The sequence below is a fragment of the Lentzea alba genome (genome assembly GCF_011067745.1).
Lineage (GTDB): Bacteria > Actinomycetota > Actinomycetes > Mycobacteriales > Pseudonocardiaceae > Lentzea > Lentzea alba.
Map to the genome: position 1 here is coordinate 140000 of NZ_JAAMPJ010000005.1, position 22970 is coordinate 162969.

A 22970-nucleotide genomic window follows, 5' to 3' on the forward strand; every position below is an offset into this window, starting at 1 on the left:
CCACCCTAGATGGGATGGGAGCCGCCACCGGCAACAGGAGGGGCACTGACGAACCACTGAATCGAGGGCTGAATCGAGTCACATCATCAGTCGCGACAACGCATTCCGCATGGTGGACGCGACAGCACACGAGCGAGCCCGACGGGCTGGCCGGACCGGCCATCCGGCCGGTCCGCAGCGCACGATCGATCATGGGCCCCGGCGGTCCCTGGAGGACCGCCGGCGACGTTCACCAAGCCTTGGCTCGCACCCGGCGGGCTGAGCACTTCGCGGTGCCGGGAGTGTGGTGTTTCCCACCATCACGCGCCCGGCAGAGTCCACCCCGCGGGACCGTGCGGCCCGACCGGGCGGATGGGCCCGGTGGTCTCGCTGTCCGGCGCCGCGCCCACGGGGACGATCGGGCCGGTCTTCTCCTGCTCGGTCTCCGCTAAGGGTGGAGCGGACTCCGGGCCGGGTTGAGCTCCCGGCTCCACGGCGGCGGGCGAGGTGTACGGCTGTGCCGGGAGGAAGTACTCCGAACCCGGTCCTTCGCCTGCCGACGGCGGCTGCGCGCCGAACGAGCTCAGCGGGCTGTCGCCGGCCGGTTCAGCCGGGAACTGCTGGCTGCCGAAGGACGGTGTTGAGCGGTAGAGCGAGTCGGCGACGGGTGAGCCCGCGGCCGAGTCCTGGTGGGCACCGAAGGACGAGCCGGGCCGAAAGAGGGGGTCCGCGCCGGACTCGCCCGGCAACGCCTGCGTGCCGAAGGAGGAGCCAGGCCGGAACCCCGAGTCGTCGCCGGGTTCCGCTGGCACCGACGGCGAGCCGGCCGACTGATCAGACCCGAACCTGAAGCCGACACCGGACTCCGCCTGCGAGCCGAACGAAGAGCCGGCCCCAAATCCGGATCCCTCACCCGGCTCCGGCTGCGAGCCGAAAGGCGAGCCGGGCCGAAATCCCGAGTCCTCGCCGGACTCCACCGGCATAGACGGCGAACCGAACGACGAACCAACCCCAAGCCCGGAACCCTCACCGGACTCCGACTGCGAACCGAAGGACGAGCCCGGCCCAAACCCCGATTCCGTGCCCGACTCCGACACGGAAGGCGAGCCAACCCCAAACCCCGAACCCTCACCGGATTCCGGTTGCGAGCCGAACGAAGAGTCCCGCCCGAACCCCGAGCCCCCGCCGGACTCCACCGACGGCGAACTAGGGCGGAGCCCGGCGTTCCCACCCGACTCCTCCCCCGACACCGGCTGCGTACCGAAGGACGAGCCCGGTCCAAATCCCGAGTTCTCGCCCGGCTCCGCCGACGGCGAACCGAAGCGGAACCCGGCGTTGCCACCCGACTCCTCCGCCGACATCGGCTGCGTGCCGAAGGACGAGCCGGGGCCGAACCCCGAGTCCTCGCCCGAGTCCGGCACCGACGGCGAACCGAAGGACGAACCAGGCCGGAAGCCGGAGTCCTCACTCGACCGCGCCGACACCGGCTGCGTGCCGAACGACGGGCCAAGGCCGAAGCCGGGGCTTTCGCTGGACGCGGCTTCCGCGGACGACTGCGTGGCGGACGGCTGCGCGCCGAAGGACTCCCCTGGGCGAAAGAGCGGGTCCGTGGTGGAGGACCGCTCCCCTTCCGCGCCGGATCGCTCGGAAGCGACGGCGGAGTCCGCGGCGGCCCCTGGTTCGGCGGCCGACCAGTCCGGGACGCTCAGGTCGGTGGCTTCGACCTGCTCCTCGTCGGAGCGGCGGCCCGTCTCGTAGGCGACGAGCGCTTCCGCCAGCAGGTCGGCGAGGCTCAGGTCGCTGGGCTTGCGGCGGCTGCTCGGGCGGCCCGTTCGCGTGCCGGACTCGCCGGTGCTCTCGGTGCCGGTCGCGGCGGCGATGGTGAGTCCGGTTTCGGTCGGCGCGTCCGCCTGCGATGCCTGGTCGACCGGGTCTGACGGGGTCGCGGGCTCGGTTGCGAAGTAGTCGTACTGCGGGGTCGAGTCGGACTCGGTGCCCACGCCGGATCCGGCATCGATGGCGCGGTCGGGCTGGTCGCCGAAGCCGCCGAAACCCGACTGGGTGCCGAAGCCGGGTGGTGTGCCGAAGCTGGGTGGTGTGCCGAAGCTGGTCTGGGTGCCGAAGGTCGGCTGCGTCCCGAAGTTCTGGGTGCCGAAGCTCGACTGACCGCCGAAGCCGGGCTGGGCGGTGCTGTCGGGCGGTGCCGGCTGGTCGGCGGCGCGGGGCAGGCGGACCGGGACGGTGGGGACGTCCCCGGTGTCGTCCTCCACGTCCGCCGAGCTCAGGAACGTGCTCGACAGCAGGTCCGGTTCCGGGGCCTGCGGGACCTCGTCCGGGGTGGGTACCGACGGGATCGGATCCGGGAGGGGCGGCAGCGGTGTGTGGTCGGGGTCCGGTTTCGGTTCCTGGTCCGGGTGCTCCGCCGGCTCCGGGGAGGGGACGGAGGCGGACGGCCGCTGGGACTTCGGGGTGCTGAAGTCGAGCGAGCTGAAGTCGAGGTCGGGGAGCTTGCGCTCGTCGTCCGGGTCGGAGGGCGTGGCCGGGAAGCCTCCCGCCGGGGTGTGCAGCGGGTAGGACGGTTCGTCGAGGTGCGGGCCGAAGTCCGGGGCCGCCGGGGGACGGCCGAACGCCGCGGCCAGGCCGGAACGGCCGGGGCGGTCCGGCATGTCCGGCGAGGGTGAGTCCGCGAAGTAGTTCGGGTGGTCGGCGGGTGCGGCGTGCGACCCGGAGGAGTCCGGGGTCGCGGCGTCGTCTTCACGGAGGCGGGACGGCGGTTCCACGCGCCACGACGGGGTCGAGGGCTCGGCCTCGCTGTCACGGGCACGGCGGCGGCCACCTGCTCGCAGGCCCTGGGCCTTGAGCATGTCCAGCACGCTCTCCGGCTGGGAGTTCGAGGCTTCCGCACGAGCAGCGGCTTCCGCGCGGGCAGCCTCCTCGCGTTCCGCGGCCTGGCGGGCGACTTCCTGATGTGCCGCTTCCTGACGCGCGACGTCCCGGCGAACCGCTTCCAGCCGGGCGGCCTCGCGCCGAGCCTCCTCCAGGCGAGCGGCCTCCTGACGCGCCGCTTCCTGACGGGCTGCTTCCTGGCGTACCGCTTCCTGACGGGCTGCTTCCTGGCGTGCGGCTTCCGCACGAGCGGCTTCCTGGCGCGCGGCCTCTTGGCGCGCGGCTTCCTCCGCCTCGCGGGCCTCGCGTTCCGCCTGGGCGCGTTGTTCCTCGCGCGCCTGGCGTTCCGCCTCGATCTGGCGGCGGGCCTCGCGCTGCAACTCCATGAGCTGCTGCTCGACCTTGCGCTTTCGTTCCTGCTCCGGGCTCAGCGGCGGCTCCGACGCCGGCGTCGCTTCGGGCTGGGGTGTCTGGGGCTGGGATGTCGGGGGCTGGGATGCCTGCGGTTCGGAGGCGGCCGGGGTTTCGGCGAGGGTGTTCGGCTCGTCGTCCTCGATCTCGCCCGCGGCCACTCGAGCGGCGCGGCGGCGACCGCTCACCATGGCACCCGCGGAGGCGATCAGGCCCGAGGCGGGGACGGTGCGGTCGGAGGACGGGGTTGCGGGGGGCGGTTCCACGGGCTCCGGGGTTTTGTCGTCGGGCTCGCCGAACGGCTGGACCATGCGCCACCGATCGGCGGCGTGCTGGCGTGCCGCGGACAAACCCTCCACGGTCATGTCTTCGGCAGCGCGGCGAACGCGCTTGACCGACAGGCCATCGCCTTTGCGGACCTGGACAGGTCTCCACTGGCGCAGCTGTTGTTTCAGGGCGGCGGACAGCACGCCGTCGGTGACGATCGGCATGCCCTCGACCGGGCGGAGCACGCTCGCCAGTTGCTGGTGCAGGTCGGCCGGCTGGCGGTGGACGCCGGAGAACTCGGCGGCCAGTCTCGCGCGCACCGCGTAGACGGCGCGGGCTCGGCGGCGTTCGGCGGCGTGCGCGGAGCGCAGGTTCGTGAGCGCGTCGGCCAGCTCGCCCGACACCTCGTGCACGTGGGCCAGCGCGAGCAGGCTTTCCGCGAGCAGGGTGTCGAGCTGGTGGCGTTCGGCACTCGTCGCGGCCTCGCGCAGCATCTCGCGGGCCAGCGCGACCCGACCGGCGGGCAGGTGCACGCGGGTGGCCAGCGCCAGGCGCAACCAGCCGGTCGTCGACGCCGACGGTGCCCGCACCGGGAGGTCGAGCACCGGGCCGCCGACCTCGCTCGCGTCGAGCAGACGGTTCGCGTCCATCAATGCGAGCACCAGTTCCAGCGTGAGCCGCCCCATCCCCTCGCCGCTGTCCGCGGACGGGTCGGAGAACCTGCTCAGCAGGTCGAGGCCTTCGCGCGCGGCCCCGATGGCGGCGGCGATGTCGCCCCACCGCCGGTGCTGCGCGGCCTGCACCGCGCGGATCACGCCGCGCAGCAACAGACGGGTGTCGTCGTCGAGCGTCGTGTCGGCGACGTAGAGCTGGTCCGCTTCCGCGAGCGCCCGCGTGGGTTCGTCGCCGCGGCCGACCGTGACGAGGCATTCGCTGGCCTGCACCAGAGCCGACGCCCGCAGCTCAGCGGGCACGTCCTGCGCTTCCAGCACGGGCGTCACCGCGGCGAACCCCGTCAGCGGGGCTCCCACGGACCGCGCGCACGCCGCGAGTTCCACCCGCAGCAGCCACGCGGTCTCGTGTTCACCGGCTGCTTCGGCGGCCTTCAACGCGTCGATCGCCCGGTCGGCGATGCGGACGCCGCGGCCGACGCGGTTGCCCGCGAAGACCACCAGCGACTCCGCCCGCAGGCGGTCGGCTTCGTCGTGACGGGCGGAGGCGAGCGCGAGTGCGCGCTCACCCAGCACCAGAGCGAGCTCCGGTGCCCGCCAACGCAGCCGCCAGGCGGGCACGACCAGCGTGCTCACCTCGACGTTCGCCTGCGTCTCGCCCCTCGCCGCCACGACGTCGCCGTTGCCCTCTCAGTCCCGTGTCAGCTTGCGGTACGTGACACGGTGCGGCCTTGCGGCATCGGCACCCAGGCGCTCGAGCTTGTTCTTCTCGTAGCCCTCGAAGTTGCCCTCGAACCAGTACCACTTCGACGGGTCTTCGTCCGTGCCCTCCCACGCGAGGATGTGCGTGGCGACGCGGTCGAGGAACCACCGGTCGTGGGAGATCACCACGGCGCAGCCGGGGAACTGCTCGAGAGCGTTCTCCAGCGAGCCCAGGGTCTCGACGTCCAGGTCGTTCGTCGGCTCGTCCAGCAGGATCAGGTTGCCGCCGAGCTTGAGCGTGAGCGCGAGGTTGAGGCGGTTGCGCTCACCACCGGACAGCACGCCCGCCGGCTTCTGCTGGTCCGGGCCCTTGAAGCCGAACGCGCTGACGTACGCGCGGGACGGCATCTCGACGTTGCCGACGTGGATGTAGTCGAGTCCGCCGGACACGACCTCCCACACGTTCTTCTTCGGGTCGATGCCGCCGCGGTTCTGGTCGACGTAGGACAGCAGGACCGTCTCGCCGACCTTCACGCCGCCGGCGTCCGGCTGCTCGAGACCCACGATGGTCTTGAACAGCGTGGTCTTGCCGACGCCGTTCGGGCCGATGACGCCCACGATGCCGTTGCGCGGCAACGTGAACGACAGGCCGTCGATCAGGACCCGGTCGCCGAAGCCCTTCTTCAGCTTGTCGACCTCGACCACGACGCTGCCCAGACGCGGGCCCGGCGGGATCTGGATCTCCTCGAAGTCGAGCTTGCGGGTCTTCTCGGCCTCGGCCGCCATCTCCTCGTAGCGGTCGAGTCGCGCCTTGGACTTGGCCTGGCGGGCCTTGGCGCCGGAGCGCACCCACTCCAGCTCGTCCTTGAGGCGCTTCTGCAGCTTCTGGTCCTTCTTGCCCTGGACGGCCAGCCGCTCGGCCTTCTTCTCGAGGTACGTGGAGTAGTTGCCCTCGTACGGGTGGGTCCGGCCGCGGTCGATCTCGAGGATCCACTCGGCGAGGTTGTCCAGGAAGTACCGGTCGTGGGTGACGGCGAGCACGGCGCCGGTGTACTGCGCGAGGTGCTGCTCCAGCCACAGGACGCTCTCCGCGTCCAGGTGGTTGGTGGGCTCGTCGAGCAGCAGCAGGTCGGGCTTGCTCAGCAGCAGCTTGCACAGCGCGACGCGGCGGCGCTCACCACCGGAGAGCTTGGTGACGTCGGCGTCCGGCGGCGGGCACCGCAGGGCGTCCATCGCCTGCTCCAGCTGGGAGTCGAGGTCCCACGCGTCGGCGTGGTCGAGCTCCTCCTGGAGCTTGCCCATCTCCTCCATCAGCTCGTCGGAGTAGTCGGTCGCCATCAGCTCGGCGATCTCGTTGAAGCGGTCCAGCTTCACCTTGATCTCGCCCAGGCCCTCCTGGACGTTGCCGAGGACGGTCTTCTCCTCGTTGAGCGGCGGCTCCTGCTGCAGGATGCCCACGGTGTAGCCGGGCGACAGGTACGCCTCGCCGTTGTTCGGCGTGTCCAACCCCGCCATGATCTTGAGCACGCTCGACTTGCCGGCGCCGTTGGGACCGACCACACCGATCTTCGCGCCGGGGTAGAACATGATCGTGACGTCATCGAGGATGACCTTGTCACCGTGCGCCTTGCGCACCTTTTTCATGGTGTAGATGAACTCGGCCATGGCGGCGATCGTAGAGCGGTGCCCGGAGGCCACTGACCTCGGTCGCCGACAAGCAGGCGTTCACCCTCGCGACGAGCGTCACGCGACTCGGTGACCTGCTCGTTCCGTTCGAACGTGAACGACTCTCGGCGATCGGTCCTCGTCGGCCCCGATCTACGAGCTTCCCTCCTTCTTCGTGGTTCGCAGTGCGTACATCTTCACCGGCGGCGTGTTCGGATCGGGTGGGTTCCCCAACACCCGGAACCCGTTTGCCCCGAACGGCGCAAGCCGGATCAGAACGGAATGGGCTCTTCGGCGAGATCCTCGCCGACCCGCGGTTCAACGACCGGGGCGGCGCCCAGTGACTGCACACGGCTCAAGTCCAGCCCGACGTGGAGCGCGTCCAGGTTGAACGCCGTCCGCTTCTGGTCGTCCTTCTCGTAGTGCCGCATGCGCAGCTTGCCTTGGACGATCACGGGATCACCTTTGGACAGCGTGGTCTTGACGCTGTCGGCGAGCTTGCGCCAGCACGAGATGCCCAGCCACAACGTCTCGCCGTCCTCCCAGTCGCCGATCGACGTGTTGTACCGGCGCTCGGTGGAGCTGAGGCGGAAGTACGCGTTGGTCTTGCCGTCCTCGCCGTGCTTGTACGTGATCTCGCTCGCCACAGAACCAACAACGGTGATCACGGTGGAATTCCAGGCCATCGGGTTTGCCTCCGGGTTCGAGGGGGTGCCGGTCCAGGTTGCTCCGGTGGCGGGCGGGGTGGGCGGGGCGGACGCGGATCTGTGGATTACTCGCGGGTTGTGGACAGGTCGCGATCTTGGGACGCCTCGGACCGCGAAATTGTCGGACCTGTGTGCTAGTGCGGCGCTGGAGCGGGAGCGAGTGAGTGAGCGCCCACTCATTGACATGAGTGAGTACTCACTCATATAGTTGCGGACGTGTCAGAGGAACCACGCCGCCGCCGCGCCCCCGCGATGAGCCCGGAAGATCGCCGCGAAGCGATCGTCCAGGCCACGCTGCCGCTCGTCGTGAAAGCCGGCGCGAACGTCACGACCAGCCAGATCGCGGCCGCGGCCGGCATCGCGGAAGGCACGGTCTTCCGCGTCTTCAAAGACAAGGCGGAGCTGCTGGACGCGTGCATCCAACGCGCGCTGCACTCCGACGAAGAGGTCGCCCGCCTCGAAGCGATCCCGGCGGACGTGCCGTTGGAGGAACGGCTGACCTCGGGAGTCGCCACGTTCAGCGGCTACCTCGACCGCATGTGGGGTGTCATCGGCGCGTTGCGCGAGTCCGGCTACCAACCCCGCGACGAGGACCACAAGAAGCACAAGGGCCCGCCGATCGGCATGCAGCAGCTGTCCGAGGCCGTCGCGGGCCTGTTCGGCGAGGAGGAGCTGCGCGTCAGCCCCGACCTCGCGGCGCGGATGCTGCTCGGCGCCGTCTTCACGAACCGCATGGGTTCGGGCTTCGGCCAGACCACCGCCGAGCCCGCGACCATCGTCGACCTTTTCCTGCACGGCGCGCTCAAGGGGGAAACAGATGAGTGAGCTCATGATCGAAGCCACGGACGTGAGCAAGAAGTTCGGTGACGTGCACGCCCTCGACGGCGTGAGCGTCACCGCGAAGAAGGGCTCCGTGCTCGGCCTCCTCGGCCACAACGGCGCCGGCAAGACCACCCTGGTCAACGTCCTCACCACGATGTTGCCGCCCTCCGCCGGCAGCGCGAGGGTCGCGGGGTTCGACGTGGTGCGGCAGAGCCACGAGGTCCGCAGCCGCATCGGCCTGACCGGCCAGTTCGCCGCCGTGGACGAACAGCTCAGCGGGCACGACAACCTCGTGCTGATCGCCCGCCTGCTCGGTGCCAGTCGCAAGCAGGCCCACCAGCGCGCGGACGACCTGCTGGAGCAGTTCGACCTCACCGACGCCGCCAAGCGCAACGCCAAGACCTACTCCGGCGGCATGCGGCGCCGGCTCGACCTGGCCGCGTCGCTGGTCGGCAACCCCGAGGTGCTGTTCCTGGACGAACCGACCACCGGCCTCGACCCCGCCAGCCGCCTGGCGATGTGGGAGATCGTCGAGAAGCTCGTCGCGGACGGCACGACCGTGCTGCTCACGACGCAGTACCTGGACGAGGCCGACCGGCTCGCCGACACGATCACCGTGCTGTCCCACGGCAAGGTCGTCGCCTCCGGCACGTCGGCCGAGCTCAAGGCCCAGGTCGGCCAGCGCACGGTGACCGTCACGCTCGAATCGGCGTCCGAAGTGGACACCGCGCTGAAGGCCATCAACGCCGTGGGCCTCCACCCGGTCGCGGAAGGTCTCACGCTCACCACGCCCGTCAGTGCGTCACGCGACCTTGCGACGGTCGTGCGCGCGTTGGACGACAACGGCCTGGAGGCGCACGAAATCGGCCTCGGAGAGCCCACTTTGGATGACGTCTACCTCACTCTCGCCGCGAACTAGGGGGAAATCATGGCGACTCTGACCTGGCACGGCAGCAACTACCCGACACAGGTTCTGGTGCTGACCGGCCGTTCGCTGCGCGCGCTGCTGCGCACGCCCGCACTGGTGTTCTTCAGCATCCTGCAGCCGCTGATCATGCTGACGCTGTTCAGCCAGATCTTCGGCAGCATCACGTCCACGGCGAACTTCCCGCCGGGCATGAGCTACATCAACTACCTGCTACCCGCGATCCTCGTAAACACCGCGATGCAGTCCTCTCTCGCGTCCGGCATCGGGCTCGTGCAGGACATGTCGAACGGTGTGCTCGCACGGTTCCGTTCACTGCCCATCAGGCCGAGCACGGTTCTGTTGGCGCGCAACCTCTCCGACGCGGTCCGCACCGCGTTCCAGCTGATCCTGATGATCGCGTTCGGCGTACTGGTGTTCGGGTTCCGGCCCGATGGCGGCGTGCTCGGCACCCTCGCCGCCCTGGGCCTCGCGCTGGTCGTGGGATGGGCGCTGAGCTGGGTGTTCATCGCGATCGCCGCGTGGGTGCGCAAGGCCGAGCTGATGCAGACCGTCGGCTTCCTGGCGATGTTCCCGCTGATGTTCGCGTCCAGCGCGTTCGTGCCGGTCAGCGGCCTACCGGGCTGGCTGCAGGCGATCGCGAAGATCAACCCGCTGACCTACGCGGTCGACGCCGCCCGCAGCCTGGCACTCGCCCACCCCATCAGCGGAGTGGTCGGCGCACTGGTCACGAGCGGCACGATCGCCGTCATCGGAGCGTTCTTCGCGGTCCGCGGCTTCCGCCGGCCGTTGTCGGTCTAGCCCTTGCCTGACATCTTCCGCAGCATCGCGTTATAAGCCTCGAGGTCGGCGTCGTTATCGGCGTCGGCCTTGCGGTCGTACCGCTTCGCGTCCCGGCCGTCCTGCCGCGCCCACTGCGTGAGCAGGGCGACCATGACCACCAGCAACGGGATCTCCCCCGCCGCCCACGCGATGCCGCCGCCCAGCCGCTGGTCCTCCAGCAGGTTCTGCACCCACGGCAGCGACAGGCCCCGGTAGAACTGCTCGCCGATGACGCTCGACGAACTCATCAGAATGACGCCGAAGAACGCGTGGAACGGGATCGACGCGAACAACAGCCCCAGCCGGCCGAGCGGCGGCAGCTTGTTCGGGGACGGGTCGATGCCGATCACCGGCCAGTAGAAGACGTAACCGGCGAGGATGAAGTGAGCGTTCATCGCGAGGTGCGCCCAGTGGAACGGCAGGGCGGCCTCGAACAGTCCCGAGAAGTACAGCGCATAGAAGGACCCGACGAACAGCGCCAGCGCCACAAAGGGGTTCGTCAACAGCCGTGCGACCGGTGAGTGCACAAAGGCCAGCACCCACTCTCGCGGACCCGGCACTTCTTTGTTGACCGGCAACGCGCGCAACGCCAGCGTGACCGGCCCACCCAGGACGAACAGGATCGGCGTCAGCATCGAAAGCACCATGTGCGCTTCCATGTGCACGCTGAACATCGCCGGCGAGAACCGTCCCATGCCCGACGACGTCGCGAACAAGAGAGAGAAGCACCCGCACAGCCACGCGACGGTGCGACCGACCGGCCACTTGTCGCCACGCTTGGTGAGCCTGCGCACGCCCAGCACGTAGATCAGCGCCAACGCCAGCGCCGCAGTGCCGTAGATCAGGTCGAAACGCCAGTCGAACAGGATGCGCGCCAGCGTCGGCGGTCCGGCGAGGTCGTAGCCGATCGCGATCTCCGTGCGGCTGGGCAGTTCGGTGCTTCCACCCGGAGGAGGCGTGCGGGCCAGCGCCACGGCCAGACCGATCGTGAACATCATCAGCAGCACTTCGAGGCCCGCGAGCTTGAGCAACGCGTGCGGCTTGCCGTCGACAACGCCGTTCACACCGCGTTCGCGCTGGAAGTAGCCGAACACGCCGAGCAGCAGCAGACAGGCCAGTTTGCCGAGTGTCAGCCAGCCGTAGGTCGACGTCACGAGGTCGACCGGTGTGACACGCACGAGCGCGTTCACCACACCCGAGACGGCCATGACGATCCAGCAGACCAGCGCCACCTTCGAGAACCTCGTCGCGGCGAGGGGAAGGTGAGCGCCACCACGCCTGCCGTGCGCGAGCAACGCGATGAGGCCGCCCACCCAGAGCACCGCGGCGATGAGGTGGAACAACAGGCTGTTCGTCGCCATGTCGTGCGAGCCGCCGGACGACGAGTGGCCTGTCACCGCGACGGGTACCAGCGCGAAGATCGCCAGGAACAGCAACACCGTCGTCCAGCCCCACGACAGCACGAGCCGGCAGCCCAGTGCGAGCAAGCTCACGATGATCGCCGTCAGCAGCCACGCCTTGGACTGCTCCAGCAGCATCATCGTCGCGATCATCTGGCTGAACGTGAACGAGCTCACCGGCCGGTCGATCGCGGACGCCGTGGTGAACGGCACGGACAGCACGGCACCCACGAGCCACACGAGCGCGAACCACCCTGCGGTGCGCATCGCGGCGTATCCGTCTGCTGCGAGAGTGCCCGACTTCTGCGGTGGCACAAGGAATGCCGCCAACAGCAACGAGCCGATGGTCACCACCGCGCCTGTCTCCGTCAGCACGCGCACGACGAGCACCCCCGCCGGAGGGTTGCCCGAGAGCGCGCTGAACGCGACGGCGGCGAGGGCCGCGATCGCGAAGCCGATGACGACGAGGGGCACCAAACCCGTTCTGGTGGAGCGTTCGATTGCCACGTCGTGGAGCCTACGACCCTCTAGTGTTGCGCCGCGTGAGACGTTCTCTCCTGTTCATCCTCGCCCTGCTCGCGGTGGCCGGTTGCTCGTACCGCATCCAGGGCGAACCGATCTCGGCGCCGCAGCCGCCCCTGACCATCGCGACGCCGCGCAAGACCGAGGGCGTCGACCCGTGCGCTCTCGTCACGGAGAAGGACCTCAAGCCGGTCGGGACGCTCAAGTTCCAGCCCGTGCCGCGTGCCGAGATGGCGAACTCCTGCCTGTACACGCTGAAGGAGAACGCGTACGTGCTGGTAGCGGTCCCCTACCGGTCGTTCGACGAGTCGAAGAAGTCGCAGAAGTCCGGCCGTGAGGTCCAGACCGGCAAACACGCCACGTGGCTCAGTTGCGGCCAGCAGGAGAAGGACATGGTGTGCACGGCCACCATCGCGGTGACGCGCAACGAGTCGCTGCTGGTCGCCATCGGCGTGGCCGGCGGCACCGAGAGCAAGGCGCGGGACGCGCTGGCGCCGATCGGTCAGGAAGCGCTCAAACGGATGCCGACTGCCTAGCGGCCCGCCTGGCCAGCCAGGTCGCCGGGATGATCAGCGCGGTGACCAGGGCCACGAACCCGAGTGACACGACCAGCGAACTGACGTGCGCGAGGCCGCCCACGATCGGCGGGCCCGCGAGGAACCCGGTGTAGGCGATCGTCGTCACGAGCCCCAGTTCCCTCTCACCACCGCTGCCGTCGGCGCGTTTGCCGGTCTCGCTCGCCAGGTCCATGACCACGGGGAACGAGAACGCGAGCCCGAGACCCGCCATGCCGAACCCGACGTACCCGGCGGCGGGGAACGGCACCGCGACCGTCAGCGTCAGCCCCGTCGCGGCGAGGCCACCACCCGTGGCGAGAAGGCGGTGCGGGCCGAGCACGCGTTGGATCGGTTCGCCGAACCACCGTGCGAGCCCCATCGCGACGGAGAAGCCCGCATAGGCGTATGCGCCCGCCGCGTCACCCATGCCCCTTTCACGCACCATGAACAACGCAGACCAGTCCGCCGCCGCCCCTTCCGCGATAGCACTGCACAGCGCGACGCACGCCAACAGCCAGAGAACCGGACTCTTGAGCACGTTCGTGCGTTCGGTGACTTCTTCCCTATGACGCTCGCCTACTCCTCCGGGGATCTTCTTCGCGATTAACGCGGTGATGATGAGACCTACGAACGCAGCTAGGAGGAAATGCTTCATCGGCGTCCAGTGCGCCTGAGCGGCGGCGGCACTGCCCAACGAACCGATGAGACCCCCGAAGCTGAAACCCGCGTGGAACTGCGGCATCAACGGCCGTTGCAGATCGCGGACGACGACGACCGCGGCGACATTCATCGACACGTCCATCGCGGCGATGCTCGCACCTAGTGCGATCAGCGTGAGGCCGAACTGCACTGGTGACTTCGACAGCGCGAGTACCGGCAGAAGCAATGGACTGAGGAGGCTGCTCGCTATCAGGACTCCACGCGACCCGTAGACCGCGCAGATCCGTGCCGCCAACGGTGCCGTGACGGCCAGCCCGACACTCGCCCCGAGCAACGCCAGGCCGAGGCTGCCCACCTCCGCGCCGATCTGCTCGGCGAGCGCGGGCACGCGAGCGGCCCAGGTGCCGAAGACGGCGCCGTTCAACAGGAAGACGACGAACGTGGCCAGGCGTGGGGACATGCGCTCCAGCATGACTGAAGCGCTTCAGCCATGCCAACCGTTCGGGTGCGATCTCTCGCCTACGATGCTGTCCGTGGACTCCGATCGCCGACGCAGGCCGACGCTGGACACCGTCGCCGCCGCGGTCGGGGTTTCCAGGGCAACGGTCTCGAACGCGTACAACCGTCCCGACCAGCTCTCGTCGTCGTTGCGCGAACGCATCCTCGAGACGGCGCGCTCTCTGGGCTATGCGGGCCCGGATCCCGTTGCCCGCTCTCTGGCCACACGGTCGTCAGCCGCCGTGGGTTTCATGCTGCCGCAGGGCCTGTCCGGAGCCTTCTCGGATCCCGCGCTGTCGATCGTGCTCGACGGCCTCGCCTCGACCGTCGACGGCCACGACCACAGCCTGGTCCTGATGCCGGGCGACGCCACCGGCGGCCCGCGCCCGTCGATCGTGACGCGCACCCAGGCGGACGTGATGGTCGCGTACTCGCTGCCGGACTCCGCACCGGCGTTCGAGGCGGTGGCCGCCCGCGGACTCCCCCTGGTGGTGATCGACCAGCCGGTGCTGCCGAACTCGGCGCGGGTCGAGGTCCAGGACTACCTGGGCGCCTCGCTGGCCGCTTCGTTGCTGCTCGGGCTCGGCCACTCGTCGTTCGGCATCCTGACGTTCTCCCTGCACCCGGACGGAGTATCGGGACCGGTTTCCTTCGAGCGCCGTTCGGCCGCGCCGTTCCGCGTGAGCCGCGACCGGCTCGGCGGCTACCTCGACACTTTGGAAAAAGGCGGGGTGAAACCGGACAATGTTCCGGTGTGGGAGGCGCGCGGCAGTGATCGCGAGCTCGGACGTCTCGGCGCGCGGTGGTTGCTCACCCGCACGCCACGGCCGAGCGCTCTGCTGTGCGCGTCGGACCAACTGGCCTTCGGCTGCCTGCGAGCAGCGCGCGATCTGGGCTTGACCGTCCCCCGGGACATTTCCGTGGTCGGCTTCGACGACGTCCCCGAAGCGGCCTACAGCGACCCGCCGCTGACTACTGTGCGTCAACCCTTGGCCGACAAGGGCCGCCGAGCCGGCGAGCTCGCGTTGAAGTTACTGGCCGGCGGCAGACCGCCGAGGCCAACGAGACTCGACGTTTCCCTCGTGGAGAGAGCCTCAACGGCCCCACGAACGTGATACATGTCACGTTTGGACTGTTTTCGCCACCCATTTGGACGTAGGGCGGAAACAGTCGATCGACTCCGGACGATGTGTCCGGTGGGGGCATCGGGCGACCACACTTCGTGGCCGCTTCAGCTCCCAAGCCTCCGTAGCTCAGTGGAGAGAGCGAGGGACTTCTAATCCCGAGGTCGCAGGTTCGAATCCTGCCGGGGGCGCCATGCAGACCTGCTCACTTGAGCAGAGCGTTGCTTCGGAAGGGCCGCGACCACGTTGGTCGCGGCCCTTCCTGCTGCTCCGATCGTGTCCCGTCCAAGCTCCGGGGTCGGCAACCGTACCGACTGTTTCCTTCGCTAGCCCTGGGCACCGGCCGTGCGGCGGAGGCGTTCGAGCCCGTCGAGGAGCAGGTCGAGGGTGAACTCGAACTCGACCTGGCTGTCGCACCATCCCAGCGTGGGATCGGCGCTGTCGTGCATCTCGGCCGCTGTCATGGCCGCGAGATGCGGCATGCGCTCGGCGAGCGCGGCCAGTTCCGCCTCCGAGACACCGTCCTCCGGTCCGCCGTCGGCCGCCCCTGGACTGAAGATCTCCTGTACGAACCCGAGCGGCATGCTGCCGAACGCGTGCAGTGCGCGGTGCGCGAGCCGGTACGAGAACCCGGCGTCGATCATGGTGCCCAGGATGCCTTCGTAATAGGCGAACACGCGTGGCGGAATCGCCCGCCGGGTGCTCAGCAGCCCAGGCATCCACGGATGGCGCAGCATGGCCTGGCGCGCCGCGAGGAACTGTCGGCGGAGCCGCTCGCGCCAGTCGCCGTTCGTCGGGAGGTGGGCGGTCGTGGCGTCGATCTCGGCGAGGACTGTCTCGACGACGCCGTCGAGCAAGGCTTCCTTGGCGGGCAGGTGATGGTAGAGCGACATCGCCTCGATCCCGAGGTCGGCCGCGAGGCGGCGCATCGTCAGCGCCCCGATCCCGTTGGCGTCCACCAAGGCGACGGCGGCGGCCAACACGCGCTCGCGGCTGAGCGGCGTCCGGGATGCCTTGGCTGCCACATGTCTCCTCACTCTTGCCGCTACCTTACATTGTAAGTTACCTTACGACGTAAGGTTGGTCGGTCGTCGAAGGAGCCACGATGCACCCGCTTGTCCGCACCGCCCGCACGACAGGCCTGCTCTACCTCAGCCTGGCCATTGCCGGTGGCCTCGGTTTCCTGCTCATCCGGCAGCGACTCTTCGCAGCCGGCGACCCCGCGGCGACGCTCGCCAACCTGGTCGAGCACGAAACGCTCGCCCGCGTCGGCATCGCGTTCGAACTGCTCGTGGTCGTCACGCAGGCGCTCGCCGCCGCGTGGTTCTACCGGCTGTTCCGCACCGCGGACTCGTTCGCCGCCGCCGGTATCGCCGCGTTCGGCCTCGTCAACGCGGTCACGATCCTCACCAGCGCGGCGATGCTCGCCACCGCGCTCGAGGTGGCACTGGCGCCTGCGGGAGACACGGCCGCCACCGTCCAGCTGCTCTACCTGATCAGCGCGAACCTGTGGGGCGTCGGGGCGTTGTTCTTCGGCCTGTGGCTGATCCCCATGGGCTGGTGCGTGCTCCGCTCCGGGTGGATGCCGCGCGCGCTCGGCTGGGTGCTCGTCGTCGGCGGCGTCGCCTACGTGCTCAACGCGTTCGTGCGCTACCTCGTCCCCGGCTCGGAAAGCGCTGTCGACGCACTCACCGTGCCCGCGACCGTGGGCGAACTCTGGATGATCGGCTACCTGCTCGTGCACGGCGTGGGCGCCCGCGCCCGCGAGGAAACGCCGGCCGCGGTCTGACGGGACAGGACACCGGGTTCGACCGTCCCTCAGGTCACAGGGCTGATCCGACCCGGCTCGACCCGAGACCGGTCTCGGCGTCGTCCGCCGCGGAGCGCACGCGGTTCTTCGGGCCTCGCAGTGCGACGTAGACGGACAACACCACCATGACGGCCGCTCCCGCCCACATGGACTGCTGCCATCCATCCACAAAGGACTCGCGGGCAGCCTGGACGATCTGTGCCGCGTGCGAGCCGGTGCTGCCCGAGACGTCGACGGCGTTGGCGACGCCTTCCCTGGCGACGTCCGCGGCTTCCTGGGGGACACCGGACAGCTTGCCGTTGATCGAGCCGCGGTAGCCGGCGGACAGGAGCGCGCCGAGCAGGGCGACACCCAGGGCGGTGCCGAACTCTCGGGTGATGTCGTTGAGCGCGGAGGCGACACCCTGCTCGTCTCGCGGCAACGAGCCGGTGATGGCCTCTGTGGACGGTGTCATCGACAGGCCCATGCCGAGGCCCATGGCGACCAGCCCCGGAAGAATCGACGAGTAGCCGCCCTCCACCGAGACGAACAGCGCCATGAACACCAGTCCCACGCAGGTCAGCACGACTCCGGTGATCATGGTCGCGCGGGAGCCGATGCGCTCGGCCAGCTTGGCCGCGAGGCCGGAGGTCAGCATCATCGAGATCGCCATCGGCATCATGGCCGCCGTCGACGCCAGTCCCGACCATCCGAGCACGGCCTGGAAGAACGGGAACAGCACCACGCCGATGCCCGCCTGGACGCCGAAGACCACCAGCAACGTGAGCGAGCCTCCTGCCAGGCCGCGGTCCCGGAACAGGCGCACGTCCAGCAGAGAGGTGTCGCGGCGGCGCAGCTCCCAGACCACGAAGCCGATGCCGGCGACGATGCCGACGGCGAGGCTGGTCAACGTCTCGGGGGCGGTCCAGCCGCGTTCGGGTCCCTCCTGCAGCACGAAGATGAGGCCGACGACGGCGACGGTGGAGAGCAGTGCGCCGACGGTGTCGAAGGGGTGAGCCGAGCGCTCGCGGGAGTTGGGCACCGACTTCACCGTCGTCACGAGCGCCACGACGATCAGCGCGGTCGGGAGTGCGAACAGCCAGCGCCAGTCCGCGATGTCGACCAGGACCGCTGAGAGGAACATGCCCAGGATGCCGCCGCCTCCCGCGACGGCCGTCCACACGCCGATGGCTTTGCCGCGCCGTTCCTCGGGGAAGGTGGAGGTGATGACGGCCAGGGTGATCGGCATGATGATCGCGGCGCCGACACCGCTGATCGCGCGGGCCGCGATCATGACCTCGGCGGTCGGGGACAGTGCCGCCACCACGTTCGCGATGCCGAACAAGGTGAGCCCGGCGGTCAGCATGGGTTTGCGGCCCGAGCGGTCGCCGAGCGCGCCGAGCGGCAGCAGCAGCGCGGCCAGGGTCAGGGTGTAGATGTTGATGATCCAGAGAACCGTGCCCAGCGAGGCCCCGAACTCGACGGCCATGTGGGTCTGCGCGACGTTGAGGCCCGAGACCGAGGCGACGACGGCCATCAACGAGATGGACACGGAGATGAGGATGGTGCGCAGTTGACGCGCGTCCGGTGCGGAAGCCCCCTGTACGGGCTGGTTGGTGCTCATCGGTTCCTCTCAGCGTCCTTCTGTCGTGCGCGGCCTGGGTCGTTCCGGGCCACCTGCCCGACGTTACGCAGAGCTTGCAGATCAGGCATACAATCTTGCCTATGACGCAAGAAGAAGGTGCGCTGGACAGCCTCGTGCGCAAACGGATCCGGGCACTGCGGGTCGCACAGGGCCTGTCCCTGGAGGACCTCGCCAAGCGAGTCCACCTGGGACAGTCCTCGCTGAGCCGCATCGAGAACGGCCAGCGCCGCCTGGCACTGGACCAGCTCGTCGCTCTGGCCCGCGCCTTGGACACCACCCTCGACCAACTGGTCGAGAACGCGGCGGACGATGTTGTCATCAGTCCGATGAACCACGGCGCCAACGGCCTGAGCTGGCCGATGAAGGGTGACCCGGCCATGAACGTCATGCGCCGGCGGTTCACCGAGCCACCACCGGACAATCCCGCCAAGATGCGCGCCCATCCCGGCAGGGAGTGGCTCGTCGTGCTGTCCGGCACCGCGACCCTGTTGCTCGGCGACCGCCGCTTCCGCGTCGAGACCAACCGTGCCGCCGAATTCCCGACCATGATGCCGCACGCCATCGGCGCGGAAGGTCGCCCGTGCGAGGTCATGTTCATCTTCGACCGGGACGCCCGTCGCGGCCATCGTGAGAACGGCAACTCCGAGGACAACGACTCATAACCGCGTCACTTGCGTCCACGGCCACCACTGGGGGGCACGTGCGCCCGGCTTGACCGTGCCGTAGCGGCATGGTTTCCACTTGAGGCAAGTTGGAGTGGGGCAGAGGGGATGTCGTGTTGGGGTGGAGCACTCGTCAGCTGGCCGAACTGGCCGGCACGACGTTGCGCACGATCCGGCACTACCACGACGTCGGCCTGCTGGAAGAGCCCGAACGCCGGGCCAACGGGTACAAGAGCTACGGGGTGCAGCACCTCGTGCGGGTGTTGCGCATCAAACGGCTGACAGATCTGGGGCTGTCGCTGCCGCAGATCGCGGAGCTGGGGGACGCCGACGAGCATCCCGAGCAGGCGTTGCGGCTCCTCGACGCCGAGTTGGCCGGGACGATTGAGCGGCTGCAGCGGGTTCGGGCCGAGCTCCAGTTGATTTTGCGGCAAGCGTCGCCCACCGATTTGCCGCCCAGCGTGGCAGGGGCGATTGCCGATGCGGACCTCTCGCAGGCTGATCGGTCGTTCGCGGTGGTGCTGGCGCAGGTGCTCGCGCCGGAGGCGATGGTGCGGTATTCGCGGTCGTTGCAGGGGTATGCGCAGGATCCGGTGATCGTGGAGTTCGACAACCTGCCGGCGGATGCGGACGAGGAAACTCGGCAGCGGTTGGCTGAGCAGATGGGCGCGTTGCCGGTCGTGCGGAAGGTGTGGGAGGTCTTTCCGGAGGGCGTCTACGCGGACGCGCCTCGGGGGAAGGCTTACGCGATCGAGGCTCTTGGACGGGCGTTGGTGGAGTTGTACAACCCCGCGCAGATCGATGTTCTGGTTCGGATCAATCGGCCCAGCGGCGTGTCCGGCTAGGGTGCCGCGTGGACAAGACTCGGTTGGGCGTCGGACTCGTGGTCGTCGTGTTGGTGGTGCAGACGCTGGCCAGCCTTCTGTGGAACGCCGACGCGACGCTGACCGGGGTGGCGCTCGCGTTCAACGCGGTGGCAGCGGTGTCGACGGGGTTGTTCGTGCGCCGGGGCGGGCGCGCTGCCTGGGTGGTTGCCGGGTGGTGCGCTGGGTTTTTCGGTTGGCACGTGGTGGGGCTCGGCGAGTTGGCCGGCTGGTGGACGACCGGGCTGGACGCGGCGTTCCTGATCATGTCGCAGTACCAGCTGTCGGTCGGCTACCAGGCGGTGATGGCCACGGCGGCCGGGTTCGCCGTGCACCTGTTGCTGCCGCGTCAGGACCAGGCTTCGGCCACGTAGGCGTCGAAACCGGTGCGTCGCGACTGCGTGAGGTCCAGGCAGCACCGGACGAAGTCGGCGACCACCTCACCCGCGTCCGGCAGCCACGCGACGCCTACCTCGCTGGGACTCACGCCGCTCACCGGCACGTGAACGACGTCCGGACGCGGGTAGGAGTGCGCCGTGGACGCCGGGACCAGCGCGATCCCGTGGCCCGCGGCGATCGCGCCGAGGAACTCGTCCGGCTGCTCCGCGACGGCACCGACGCGCACCTCACGACCGTCCCTTTCGGACAGTGCCAGCCAGTGCTCGCGCCAGGTGCCCTTGAGCGACGGGGCGACGATGACGGGCTCGTCCCACAACTCGGGGAAGGCGATCTCGTCGCGTCCGGCCAGCGGGTGCGCGGAAGGCAGTGCCACGCAACGGGGTTCACTGAACAGCACCCGCGCTTCGAACGACTCGTCGCCGGGAAAAGGCAGGCGCAGCAACGCCACCGGCACCTCTTCCGCGGCCAGGCCCGCCGTCGGATCCGACCACTGCGCCTGCCGCAGGTCGACCCGCCAGCCCGGCCGCAGCTCGCGGAACGCGGTGACGACGTCCTGCATCGCCGCGTTCGCCGTGCTGGTCAGGAACCCGACGCGGAGCACGCGCGCGGCACCGCGGGTCTCGCTCACCGCGGCTTCCCAGCCGGCGAGCACCGGCGGCACGCGCTCGGCGAGGGCGTGGCCTGCGTCGGTCAACGTCATGCCGGTGCTGGACCGCGTGAAGAGCCGCACGCCCAACTGCGACTCCAGGTGCCTGAGCTGTTTGGTCAGCGATGGTTGTGACACGAACAGCTGGTTCGCTGCGCGCGTGAGGTTGCCTTCCTGGGCGATGGCGGCGAAGTACCGCAGCAGCCTGGTGTCCACATCCATCCCGACAGGTTATGAAAATGGACATCAACCACAGGTGAGCACACGCGAAAGTTGGTGTTCCACCAGGTCTTCCGCCGCCGCCGGTGTCACCTGGCCGATCAGCACCTGAAGCATCAGGCCGTCGACGAACGCCAGCAACGCCATCGCGTCCCGCCTCGGATCACCGCCCGGCCGCACCGCCGTGATCATCCCCGCCAGCCAGGTCACCATCTCGTCGTTGCCCTCGCGCAACGGCTGCCCGAGGCGCGGTTCGACCACGGCCTGCGCCAGGAACGCCGCCAGCACCGGAGCCTCGGCGCGGGCGGCGGGGCTCAGTGGCAGGAGTTCGAGCAGGATCGCGCGCAGGTACGTCGCCGGGTCGTCGGAGTGCACGGCGCCCAGGCGAGCCGCCACGCGTTCGCTGATCAGCTCGAACGCGAACATCAGCAGCTCGTCCTTGGTCGCGAAGTAGTGCTGGACGCGCCCCATGGACACGTCCGCCTCGGCAGCCACGTGGCGCAGGCTCACGGCGTCGAGGCCCTTCGTGGCGATCAACCGGCACACGGCGGCACCGATCTGGCGGCGGCGTTCACCGTGGTCGACCTGCTTCGGCATGAACACTCCCCAATGCGATCGCATTGCATCCTACCCACGACCTGTTTTACGATGCGTTCGCATTGCAAAACGTCAGGGGGACGTCATGCAGTTCTGGGATTTCGCCGCGCTCACCTACTACCGAGTGCTCGACCGGTTCTCCGGATCGCTCAACCGGCTCGTGATCGAGAAGCTCGACCTGTCACCCGGCGAGGCCGTGCTCGACATCGGGTGCGGCACCGGGGCCCTGATCCCCGACCTCGCGGAAGCCGTTGGGCCACAAGGACGTGTGGTCGCCATGGACTTCAGTCCGCGCATGGTCGCGATCGCCGGGAAACGGGCGAAGTGGCCCAACGTCGAGGTGCGCCAAGCCGACGCGTGCGACACCGATCACGGTGCCGGGCAGTTCGACGCGGCGGTGGCGCTCGGGGCGTTCAGCGCGATGCCGGACGTGCCGGCGGCGATCGCGAACGCGGCGGACGCGCTCAAGCCGGGCGGGCGGTTGTTCGTCTTCGACGTGCGGCTGGCCAGGAAGACGCGCACGACCAGGTTCCTGCGGGCGGCCTACCGCAGGATCGCGGGGTTCACCGGGGCCGACGTCGCCACCGAGCTCCGGAAGGTGTTCGAGCAGGTGGAGCCGGTGTTCGCCACAGAGGGAGACACCACGACGGTGGTCATGGCCAGGAAGGTCACGGATACGGCCAGCCGTTCGGAACGCACACCTTCCCGTCCTGCGGGATGACCGCGCCCTGAGGCACGCCGTTGGTGATGCGCACGATCTCGTCGTTGGACACGCTGAACGTCTGCTGCATCATCACCGGCGCCGGACCGCCCGCCACCTCGCACGCCCGGTGGTTCTGGCCGAACGCGTGGCCGACCTCGTGGTTGACCATGTACCGGCGGTACGAGGTCAGGTCCGGCAGAAAGGCTACGGCGCCGCGGAACCAGCGGGCGGCGTTCAGCACGACGAGGTTGCCGTTGCGGCACGAGACGTCGACCGGGATCTCGAAGCCGCACACGGCACGCGCGGTCTGCTGAGAGGCGAGCCTGATGCGCACCGAGGCAGGACCGGTCACCCGGCGGACCGAGAGCGCGCCGCGTGCCGTCCAGCCGCGCGGGTCGGTCAGGGTGGCGTCCACGAAGGCGGAGAAGGCCTGTTCGTCGACGGTGATGCCGTCCTCGACCTCGACGGCGTAGGTGCGCACCGGACCACCAGTGCCCACGACCACGCCCGTGCCCTGGACGACGTGGAACGAACCGGCGCCGGCGACCGGGAAGTCCGGGCCGTCGGGCAGATCCGAGCTGGACGTGTACACCCGCGGCGGCGGAGCTGCCGGAGCGGGCGGAACCGAGGAAGACACCACGGGCGGGGAAGTTGTCGTGGTCGGTGCGGCCGCGGGTGATGTTTCGCCGGCCAGCTGGGTGGTCGTGAGCAGCAGCGCCGTCAGCGCGACGGCCCCCAGGACCAGGTGCACCTTCATGACAGCGAGACTCGCCGGAACTGATGAAGAACCTGTTTGCGTTCCGCTTGACTGTCGTGAAGACCTGCATAC

The 22970-nt window shown here is 69.2% G+C and carries 20 protein-coding genes and 1 tRNA gene; 11 read left to right on the forward strand and 10 right to left on the reverse strand.

Going from position 1 to position 22970, the window contains the following annotated elements; translation table 11 throughout:
• Positions 1-299: 299 nt before the first annotated feature.
• From G7043_RS19555 to ssb, 3 genes are all read right to left on the reverse strand, one after another.
• A complete protein-coding gene (locus G7043_RS19555; protein ID WP_166047350.1) occupies positions 300-4886 on the reverse strand; it encodes a hypothetical protein in 4587 nt (1528 codons plus the stop codon).
• 18 nt (positions 4887-4904) lie between these two features.
• Positions 4905-6581 (reverse strand): energy-dependent translational throttle protein EttA, encoded by a 1677-nt coding sequence (gene ettA / locus G7043_RS19560; RefSeq protein ID WP_166047352.1) that lies wholly within the window; start codon positions 6579-6581, stop codon positions 4905-4907.
• 272 nt (positions 6582-6853) lie between these two features.
• Positions 6854-7249: a single-stranded DNA-binding protein gene (ssb, locus tag G7043_RS19565; RefSeq protein WP_166047354.1), complete on the reverse strand. Its 396-nt coding sequence runs from the start codon at positions 7247-7249 to the stop codon at positions 6854-6856.
• Between the two features lie 255 nt (positions 7250-7504).
• Between ssb and G7043_RS19570 the strand changes: the two genes are divergently transcribed.
• From G7043_RS19570 to G7043_RS19580, 3 genes are read left to right on the forward strand one after another with little or no spacing between them, the layout of a single operon-like run.
• Positions 7505-8113: a TetR/AcrR family transcriptional regulator gene (locus tag G7043_RS19570; protein WP_166047356.1), complete on the forward strand. Its 609-nt coding sequence runs from the start codon at positions 7505-7507 to the stop codon at positions 8111-8113.
• Positions 8106-9029 (forward strand): ATP-binding cassette domain-containing protein, encoded by a 924-nt coding sequence (locus G7043_RS19575; RefSeq protein ID WP_166047358.1) that lies wholly within the window; start codon positions 8106-8108, stop codon positions 9027-9029. Before G7043_RS19570 ends, G7043_RS19575 begins: the two co-directional genes overlap by 8 nt.
• Before the next feature lie 9 nt (positions 9030-9038).
• Complete coding sequence (locus tag G7043_RS19580) at positions 9039-9836, forward strand: ABC transporter permease (protein WP_207311426.1); 798 nt, start codon at positions 9039-9041, stop codon at positions 9834-9836.
• On the opposite strand, the gene G7043_RS19585 is transcribed toward G7043_RS19580, so the two are convergent.
• Positions 9833-11764 carry a cytochrome c oxidase assembly protein gene (locus G7043_RS19585; protein ID WP_313887971.1) on the reverse strand — a complete coding sequence of 644 codons (1932 nt, stop codon included), beginning with the start codon at positions 11762-11764 and terminating at the stop codon, positions 9833-9835. The two genes, G7043_RS19580 and G7043_RS19585, sit on opposite strands and share 4 nt — an antisense overlap.
• Positions 11765-11799: 35 nt before the next feature.
• Here G7043_RS19585 and G7043_RS19590 point away from each other — a divergent pair, with 35 nt between their 5' ends.
• Complete coding sequence (locus G7043_RS19590; RefSeq protein WP_166047360.1) at positions 11800-12315, forward strand: lipoprotein; 516 nt, start codon at positions 11800-11802, stop codon at positions 12313-12315.
• On the opposite strand, the gene G7043_RS19595 is transcribed toward G7043_RS19590, so the two are convergent.
• Positions 12293-13456 carry an MFS transporter gene (locus G7043_RS19595; RefSeq protein WP_166047362.1) on the reverse strand — a complete coding sequence of 388 codons (1164 nt, stop codon included), beginning with the start codon at positions 13454-13456 and terminating at the stop codon, positions 12293-12295. The two genes, G7043_RS19590 and G7043_RS19595, sit on opposite strands and share 23 nt — an antisense overlap.
• A gap of 64 nt (positions 13457-13520) precedes the next feature.
• On the opposite strand from G7043_RS19595, the gene G7043_RS19600 reads away from it, so the two are divergent.
• Positions 13521-14609, forward strand: coding sequence for a LacI family DNA-binding transcriptional regulator (locus G7043_RS19600; RefSeq protein WP_207311427.1), 1089 nt, complete (start codon positions 13521-13523; stop codon positions 14607-14609).
• Between the two features lie 127 nt (positions 14610-14736).
• Positions 14737-14812 (forward strand) — tRNA-Arg (locus G7043_RS19605).
• Positions 14813-14944: 132 nt separating this feature from the next.
• Here the strand turns inward: G7043_RS19605 and G7043_RS19610 are convergent.
• The gene (locus tag G7043_RS19610; protein WP_166047366.1) at positions 14945-15643 is read right to left on the reverse strand and encodes a TetR/AcrR family transcriptional regulator; all 699 of its coding nucleotides are present in this window, start codon (positions 15641-15643) and stop codon (positions 14945-14947) included.
• An 80-nt stretch (positions 15644-15723) separates the two neighbouring features.
• Between G7043_RS19610 and G7043_RS19615 the strand changes: the two genes are divergently transcribed.
• Positions 15724-16407 (forward strand): DUF4386 domain-containing protein, encoded by a 684-nt coding sequence (locus G7043_RS19615; protein WP_166047369.1) that lies wholly within the window; start codon positions 15724-15726, stop codon positions 16405-16407.
• Between the two features lie 34 nt (positions 16408-16441).
• Here the strand turns inward: G7043_RS19615 and G7043_RS19620 are convergent, their stop codons facing one another.
• Entirely contained in the window at positions 16442-18031 is a 1590-nt protein-coding gene (locus tag G7043_RS19620; protein ID WP_166047370.1) for an MFS transporter, read from the reverse strand.
• 101 nt (positions 18032-18132) lie between these two features.
• On the opposite strand from G7043_RS19620, the gene G7043_RS19625 reads away from it, so the two are divergent.
• From G7043_RS19625 to G7043_RS19635, 3 genes are all read left to right on the forward strand, one after another.
• Entirely contained in the window at positions 18133-18714 is a 582-nt protein-coding gene (locus G7043_RS19625) for a helix-turn-helix domain-containing protein (protein ID WP_166047373.1), read from the forward strand.
• Positions 18715-18827: 113 nt separating this feature from the next.
• Positions 18828-19559 carry a MerR family transcriptional regulator gene (locus tag G7043_RS19630; RefSeq protein ID WP_313887972.1) on the forward strand — a complete coding sequence of 244 codons (732 nt, stop codon included), beginning with the start codon at positions 18828-18830 and terminating at the stop codon, positions 19557-19559.
• Between the two features lie 8 nt (positions 19560-19567).
• Complete coding sequence (locus G7043_RS19635) at positions 19568-19951, forward strand: hypothetical protein (RefSeq protein ID WP_166047376.1); 384 nt, start codon at positions 19568-19570, stop codon at positions 19949-19951.
• Here G7043_RS19635 and G7043_RS19640 read toward each other — a convergent pair.
• Together G7043_RS19640 and G7043_RS19645 are read right to left on the reverse strand one after the other, a co-directional pair.
• A complete protein-coding gene (locus G7043_RS19640) occupies positions 19927-20844 on the reverse strand; it encodes a LysR family transcriptional regulator (RefSeq protein WP_166047378.1) in 918 nt (305 codons plus the stop codon). The two genes, G7043_RS19635 and G7043_RS19640, sit on opposite strands and share 25 nt — an antisense overlap.
• A gap of 24 nt (positions 20845-20868) precedes the next feature.
• Entirely contained in the window at positions 20869-21438 is a 570-nt protein-coding gene (locus tag G7043_RS19645) for a TetR/AcrR family transcriptional regulator (RefSeq protein ID WP_166047380.1), read from the reverse strand.
• Positions 21439-21523: 85 nt separating this feature from the next.
• Here G7043_RS19645 and G7043_RS19650 point away from each other — a divergent pair, with 85 nt between their 5' ends.
• The gene (locus tag G7043_RS19650) at positions 21524-22159 is read left to right on the forward strand and encodes a class I SAM-dependent methyltransferase (protein WP_166047381.1); all 636 of its coding nucleotides are present in this window, start codon (positions 21524-21526) and stop codon (positions 22157-22159) included.
• Here the strand turns inward: G7043_RS19650 and G7043_RS19655 are convergent.
• Complete coding sequence (locus tag G7043_RS19655) at positions 22107-22898, reverse strand: DUF3152 domain-containing protein (protein ID WP_166047383.1); 792 nt, start codon at positions 22896-22898, stop codon at positions 22107-22109. The genes G7043_RS19650 and G7043_RS19655 overlap by 53 nt on opposite strands.
• Between the last annotated feature and the right edge of the window lie 72 nt (positions 22899-22970).